Source organism: Micromonospora sp. S4605 (assembly GCF_003176715.1).
Lineage (GTDB): Bacteria > Actinomycetota > Actinomycetes > Mycobacteriales > Micromonosporaceae > Micromonospora > Micromonospora echinaurantiaca.
The window spans coordinates 1-6,315 of sequence record NZ_QGSW01000305.1 but is presented as its reverse complement, the minus strand read 5'-3'; the positions used below and the strand labels follow the sequence as shown (position 1 = coordinate 6,315).

General features: G+C 77.1%; 6 protein-coding genes. 2 read left to right on the top strand and 4 right to left on the bottom strand.

The features are described from left to right. Positions 1–118: 118 nt before the first annotated feature. From DLJ47_RS27445 to DLJ47_RS27435, 3 genes are read right to left on the bottom strand one after another with little or no spacing between them, the layout of a single operon-like run. A complete protein-coding gene (locus tag DLJ47_RS27445; RefSeq protein ID WP_199236027.1) occupies positions 119–763 on the bottom strand; it encodes a response regulator in 645 nt (214 codons plus the stop codon). Further along, a complete protein-coding gene (locus tag DLJ47_RS27440) occupies positions 754–1,917 on the bottom strand; it encodes a sensor histidine kinase (protein ID WP_233258046.1) in 1,164 nt (387 codons plus the stop codon). The genes DLJ47_RS27445 and DLJ47_RS27440 overlap by 10 nt, the downstream gene beginning before the upstream one ends. Next, complete coding sequence (locus DLJ47_RS27435) at positions 1,914–2,711, bottom strand: DedA family protein (protein ID WP_109904179.1); 798 nt, start codon at positions 2,709–2,711, stop codon at positions 1,914–1,916. The genes DLJ47_RS27440 and DLJ47_RS27435 overlap by 4 nt, the downstream gene beginning before the upstream one ends. A gap of 140 nt (positions 2,712–2,851) precedes the next feature. Between DLJ47_RS27435 and DLJ47_RS27430 the strand changes: the two genes are divergently transcribed. Next, positions 2,852–3,544 carry a carbon-nitrogen hydrolase family protein gene (locus DLJ47_RS27430; RefSeq protein WP_109904177.1) on the top strand — a complete coding sequence of 231 codons (693 nt, stop codon included), beginning with the start codon at positions 2,852–2,854 and terminating at the stop codon, positions 3,542–3,544. A 23-nt stretch (positions 3,545–3,567) separates the two neighbouring features. Here DLJ47_RS27430 and DLJ47_RS27425 read toward each other — a convergent pair whose 3' ends face one another. Beyond that, the gene (locus DLJ47_RS27425; RefSeq protein ID WP_233258047.1) at positions 3,568–6,105 is read right to left on the bottom strand and encodes an ATP-binding protein; all 2,538 of its coding nucleotides are present in this window, start codon (positions 6,103–6,105) and stop codon (positions 3,568–3,570) included. On the opposite strand from DLJ47_RS27425, the gene DLJ47_RS37150 reads away from it, so the two are divergent. Continuing rightward, the coding region (locus tag DLJ47_RS37150) for a hypothetical protein (protein ID WP_233258048.1) at positions 5,995–6,315 on the top strand (321 nt) is incomplete at its 3' end. The genes DLJ47_RS27425 and DLJ47_RS37150 overlap by 111 nt on opposite strands.

Here is a 6,315-nt window from a genome sequence, read left to right as displayed (position 1 = left end):
CCCCACCGCAATGCGGACGGTCGCGCCCCAACCGACCCCCGCCAACGCACGAACCGGCAGCCGCAACGACACGACTCAGCCCGGCGCGGGTACAGCCCGCCAGCGTGGGACGGGCCGGTCAGACGCCCAGGTACCGCAGCACCGCGAGCACCCGCCGGCTGTACCCGGACGTCTGCGACAGGTCGAGCTTGTCGAAGATCGTGTTGATGTGCTTCTCGACGGCGCTCTGCGACACGTGCAGCCGTTCGGCGATGGTGGCGTTCGTGTGCCCCTGGGCCATGTGGTGCAGCACGTCCCGTTCGCGGGGCGTCAGCCGGGTCAGCGGATCGGCTGGTTCCGCGCCGGCGAGGACCCGGCGGACCACCTCTGGGTCCAGCGCCGTGGCGCCGGTGGCCACCCGGTCGAGGGCGTCGAGGAAGTCGTCGACCTGGGCGACCCGGTCCTTGAGCAGGTACCCGACACCCTCCGGGCGGTCGGCCAGCAGCCGCGTCGCGTACCGCCGCTCGACGTACTGGGAGAGCACCAGGACCGCGGTCGCCGGCCAGCGGCGCCGGATCTCCAGCGCCGACCGGAGGCCGTCGTCGGTGTTGGTGGGCGGCATCCGGACGTCGGTGACGACGACGTCGGGTCGGTGCCGTTCGACGGCGGTGACCAGTTCGTCGGCCGAGGCCACCGCGGCGACGACCTCGTGCCCCTCCTCGGCGAGCAGCCGGGCCAGCCCTTCTCGCAGCAACGCCGAGTCTTCCGCCAGCACTATCCGCACGGGAGCTCCGCGAGCACCGTGGTCGGCCCGCCGGCCGGGCTGTCCACCCGCAGCCGGCCGTCCAGGGCGGCCACCCGGCGGGCCAGACCGGTCAGGCCGGCGCCGGTGGGGTCGGCGCCGCCGACGCCGTCGTCGTGCACCCGCAGCCGAATGGTCCCCGCCCGACTCTCGACCTCCACGGTGATCAGCTTAGCCGCGGCGTGTTTCGCGGCGTTGGTGAGCGCCTCGCAGGCCACGAAGTAGAGCACCGTCTCGACGGGACGGTCGGGGCGGGTCGCCACGTCGTACCGGATGCGCACCGGGATGTCGGAGCGGTCCGCGACGACGCGGAGCACCTCCCCCAGGTCACCGTCGTCGAGCGCCGACGGGTAGACCCGCCAGGCCACCTCGCGCAGCTCGCCGATGGCCCGCTGGGCATCCTGGTGCGCCTGGGCGATCAGGGCGGCGGCACGCTCGGGGTCGCGGCTGCGCCGGGCCCGGCCGAGCAGCATGCCGAGGGCGACGAGGCGCTGCTGGAGACCGTCGTGCAGGTCCCGTTCGATGCGCTGCCGTTCGGCGTCCACGGCGGCGACGACCTCGGCGCGGCTGGTGGTCAGCTCGCGGACCCGCCGTTCCAGTTCGGCCCGGGAGCCGGCGCCGAGCAGCCGGTGGGCGAGCCGGACGTCCAGCGCCGCGATGCTGGCGACGGCCTGGACGTTGACCAGCAGCAGCGCGGCGCCGATGACGACCTGCACCAGGGCGTCGGCGGGTTCGAGCGTGCCGCGCAGCACGGCCCACAGCACGATCACCGCCAGCACCACGCCGACGGCGAACAGCCCGTACGCCAGCGCGCCGAGCGCACCGGGCAACAGCCGGGCGGCCAGGTAGCCGACGTCGCGCCAGCCCCGCGTCGCCGGCCCGCCCGGGGCCACCCCGGCGGTGAGGAAGCCGGCCAACCGGCGGCGTTCCAGTCGAACCAGCTCGGCGGCGTACCGCAGGATCGCGGCGTGCGCCCGGCGGCGGGCCGGCGGGACGACCGCCGCGACGGCGACCGCGACGGCCGCGACGACCAGGAACAGCAGTTCACCGGCGGCGGTCAGGATCCCGGCGGCGACGCCGATCGGCACGCTGGCCACGCGCGGCAGCGCGGGCTCGGGCCGCTCCGCCGGGTTCACTGCACCCCGTCGTAGTCCCAGCCGCTGTGCTGGCTGTCGGTGTAGGCGCTGCGGTAGATGGTGCCCCGCCCGGTCGGGTCGGGCACGCCGGCAGCCGGCGGCGCGGGCGGCGGCGCGACGGGCTCCGCGCCCGCCCTGGCCCGCCGGCGCAGCCGGGAGACGACGAACCAGCCGAGGGCGGCCACGCAGGCGACGATGACGACGTTCTGCAGGGCGCCGACGTACCCCTCGACGAGGTGCCAGTTGTCGCCGAGCAGGTAGCCGGCGAGCACGAAGGTGCTGTTCCAGATCAGGCTGCCCAGCGTGGTGTAGACGACGAAGGTCCAGACCGGCATCCGCTCCACGCCGGCGGGGATGGAGATCAGACTGCGGAAGATCGGGATCATCCGCCCGAAGAAGACCGCCTTGACCCCGTGCTTCAGGAACCACGCCTCGGTCCGGTCGACGTCGCTGAGCTTGACCAGCGGCAGCCGTTCCGCGATGGCCCGGACCCGCTCCCGGCCCAGCGCGGCGCCGATCCAGTAGAGCGCGAGCGCGCCGAGCAGCGAGCCGAGGGTGGTCCAGAAGATCGCGCTGACCACGCTCATCCGGCCCTGGCCGGCGACGAAGCCCGCCAGCGGCAGGATCACCTCGCTCGGGATCGGCGGGAACAGGTTCTCCAGAGCGACGGCCAGGCCGGCGCCCGGGCCGCCGAGCCGTTCCACCAGGCCGGTGACGTAGCCGACCAGCCCGTCCTGGGGTGGTTCGGCCTGACCGGTGGCGGCGAGCAGGGCGTGCGGCGCGCTACGAATCATGGCCCACACGCTACGAACCGTTCCTGAGAGCCCGCCATGGGGCCGGCCGTCGATCCCGGCGGGCGGTCCGCACCGGCCGGGGTGCGGAAAACCACAGGGTCGCCGCCTATCCTGCGGGTCCGTCGTGGAGAGGAGCCGCCATGCGTACGCCGTTGCGCATCGTCGTCGCGCAGCCGCCCTGTGTGGCGTACGACGTCGGGGTGAACGCGGCGACGCACGCCGCGACGGTCCGCGCGGCGGACGCCCGGGTGGTGGTCTTCCCCGAGCTCTCGCTGACCGGCTACCTGCTGGACGCCCCGCCGGTGGACGTCGACGACCCTCGGCTCGGGCCACTGGTCGAGGCGTGCGCCGACACCGGCACGCTGGCTCTGGCGGGTGCCCCGGTACGCGGTGACCACATCGCCATGCTGGCCGTGGACGGCACCGGGGCGCGGGTGGCGTACCGGAAGATGTGGCCCGGTGGGGCGGAGGGCGAGCGCTTCTCCCCCGGGCCGGCGCCGGCGGTGCTGACGGTGGACGGCTGGCGGCTGGGGCTGGCGATCTGCCGGGACACCGGGATCGCGGAGCACGCGGCGCGGACCGTGGCGCTCGGCGTCGACGGCTACGTCGCGGGTGTCCTGGAGCACGCCCGGGACGCGGTGGTCGTCGCGGAGCGGGCGCACCGGATCGCCACCACGCACCGGGTGCACGTGGCGGTGGCCAGCTTCGCCGGGTCGACCGGCGGCGGGTACGCCGAGGCGGCCGGCGGGTCGGCGATCTGGGCGCCGGACGGCACGGTGCTCGCCCGGGCCGGCGACGCGCCCGGCGGGACGGCCGGCGCGACCCTCGGCTGAGTCCGCACCCGGCGGGAGGCCCGTCACCCGTGCCGGGCCGCCCGGACCGCGACCGCCCGGGCCGTCTCGTGGTGCGCGGCGGCCCGCTCGGGGTGGCCGAGGGCGGCGGCGAGGTCACCGAGGTGCCGGGCCACCGGGCCGAGGCTGAGCACGCCGCTGCCCGCCCCGGCCAGCTCGCCGGCGGCGGGAAGCAGTTCGGCGTAGGCGTACCGCATGGTGGCCTTCTCGTCGAGGGCGAGCGCGGCACGGGCGGCGAGGCAGAGCCGGGCCTCGCGGAGCAGGTCGTGCGGCGACTCCGGCAGGGCACGCAGCGCCTCGGCGGCCTCGTCGCGGCGGCCGGCCCGGAGCAGCACCAGCGGCCGGGCCCACGGCTGGTACGGCCCGAAGTCCCAGCCCGCCCAGTCGTCCGGGTCCCCTGGTTCGCCCGCTCCGGCGGCCGGCCGACCCGCCTCGTCGTCCGGCCCGGTCAGCCGCAGGCAGAGCAGCGCCAGGGCGAGCAGCCCCTGCTCCATGCCGGGCATCCCGCTGCCGGCGAGGCGGGCCTGGGCGGCGCGGTACCGGACCTCCGCGGCGGCCGGTTGCCCGTCCACGGCCAGCCGCAGGGCCGCGTACCAGTCGGTGAGGACGCCGACCAGCGGCAGGTCGTACCGCTCCGCGAGGCGGTCGGCGGCGCCGGCGTGGGCGTCCGCGGCGGCGAGGTCGGCGAGCGCGCAGTGCGCCTGGAGCAGGACGAGGTGACCGAGGACCTCGAAGCTCACCAGCTCGTGCCGGGCGGCCAGGTCGACCAGTTCGGCGCCGATGCGGGCGCGTTCGGCCGCGAGGCCGGTGCGGGCGAAGGTGTGCAGGTAGCGGGCGTTCAGCGCGACCGCCAGCAGCCCCGGGTCCGCCAACTGGCGGGCGATGGCCTCCGCCTCGTCGGCCGCCGACCGGCCCCGGTCGGTGGTGGTGCCGCGCAACTCCAGGGCGAGGGTGCTCAACAGCCGGCTGCGCCGTTCCGGCCCGGTCCCGCCGGGTGCGGCCAGCGCCCGCTCGACGGCCCGGACCAGTTGCCGGGAGAGCTGCTCGTCGTCGTTGCGGGTCCAGCTGGCGGGCACGTCGTACGCGGTCAGCAGGCGGGTGGTCAGGTCGGGGTCGTCGAGCCGGGCGGCGGTGGCGAGCGCGCCGGACCGGAGCCGGCGGGCCTCGTCGAGGTGACCGGTGACGGCGAGCGCCCGGCCCAGACCCATCACGGCCGCCAGCCGCCCGCGTACGTCGGCGCCGCCCGCCCGGTCGTGGGCGGCGACCGCCTGTCGCCACAGCCGGGCCGCCTCGTGCGGGCTGAACCGGCGTTCGGCCTGCTCGGCGGCGGCCCGGGCGTAGCGCGCGGCGCGCGGCGCGGTGGCCCGGCCGGCGGCGTGGGTGAAGTGGTGCGCCAGGGTGGCGACGTCCTCCGGGTGCAGCCGTTCGACGGCCGCACCGGCGGCGGCGTGCCATCCGGCGCGGCGCGGCGCGGACAGGTCGCGGTAGAGCGTGTCCCGCACCAGGATGTGGGTGAACCGCAACTGCCCGTCGGCTCCGTGCTCGGTGAGAAAGCCGGCGTGCAGGGCGTGGTCCAGCGCGTCGAGCACGGTCGCCGGGTCACCGTTCAGCGCGGCCAGCACCTCCGGGTCGACGTCGCGGCCGAGGACGGCGGCCTGGCGCAGTACGGTCTGCGCGGCGTCCGGCAGCCGGCCCAGCCGGTGCCGGATGACGTCCCGCACCCCGGCGGGCACCTCGCGCAGCGCCGCGTCACCCTCGGCGGCGAGCAGCCGCGCCAGTTCCCGGACGAAGAACGGGTTCCCGCCGCTGCGCTGGTGGATCAGGTGCACCGCGGCGGGGTCGAGGTCCGGCCCGGCGACCGCGCGGGTCAGCTCGCCGGTCGCCGGCTCGGCGAGCCCGCCCAGGTAGACCCGGACCGGCTCGGTCCGGGCCACCCGGGCCAACGCCGCGGTCAGCTCGGGACCGATCTCGCCGGCCCGGTACGTGCCGACGACCAGCACCGGCCCGGTGACCGGTTCGGGCTCGCCGACCAGGGCGGTCAGCAGGTCCAGGGTGTCCGGGTCGGCGCGGTGCACATCGTCGACGACCAGCAGCACCGGCGCCCTGACGGCGGCCGCGGTCACCAGCGCGGCGACGGCCCGGTGCAGCCGGAACCGGCGCGCCACCGGGTCCTCGACCCGGTCCGGACCGGGCTCCGGGACGCCGCCCGCCGGGGGTGGACCGCCGGCCGGTGGGGTCGCCGGTGCTCCTTGCCCGGTCGGCGCCGGTCCGGGCCCGGTCTGCGCCGGTGCGCCGGGCCCGGTCCCCGCCGGCTCGGGAGACCCGACGGCTGCCGTGAGGGCGTCGGTGAGCTGGGTCCACGGTCCGGCGACGGGGGCACCTTCGTACTCGGGGCTGCGGCCCCACGCGGTCGTCCAGCCGGCGGCGGACAGGTGGCGGGCGAGCGCGTCGGCGAGCGCTGTCTTGCCGGCGCCGGCGTCACCGGAGACCAGCGCGAGCGCGGGCCGGCCGCGCTGGACGACCCGCTCGGCTGCCTGCCGCAGCTGGCCAAGCTCCTCACCCCGACCGACGAACGGCCGCCGGCCTGCCGGCCCCGTGACCGCCGGCGCCCGCCCCGCGACCTGCTCCGGGCCGCCGACCGGCCTCCGCCCCGCAGCCTGCCCTGGCCCGCCGACCGGTCCTGGCCCACCGGCCGGTTCTGGGCCGCCGACCGGGGCCGGCTGGCCGGCGGCCGTTCGTCGGTCGGGGTGAGG

Excerpts from the sequence above, each read along its gene's own strand:
- DLJ47_RS27430 (WP_109904177.1), top strand. The coding sequence starts at position 2,852 with ATGCGTACGCCGTTGCGCATCGTCGTCGCGCAGCCGCCCTGTGTGGCG.
- DLJ47_RS27435 (WP_109904179.1), bottom strand. The coding sequence starts at position 2,711 with ATGATTCGTAGCGCGCCGCACGCCCTGCTCGCCGCCACCGGTCAGGCC.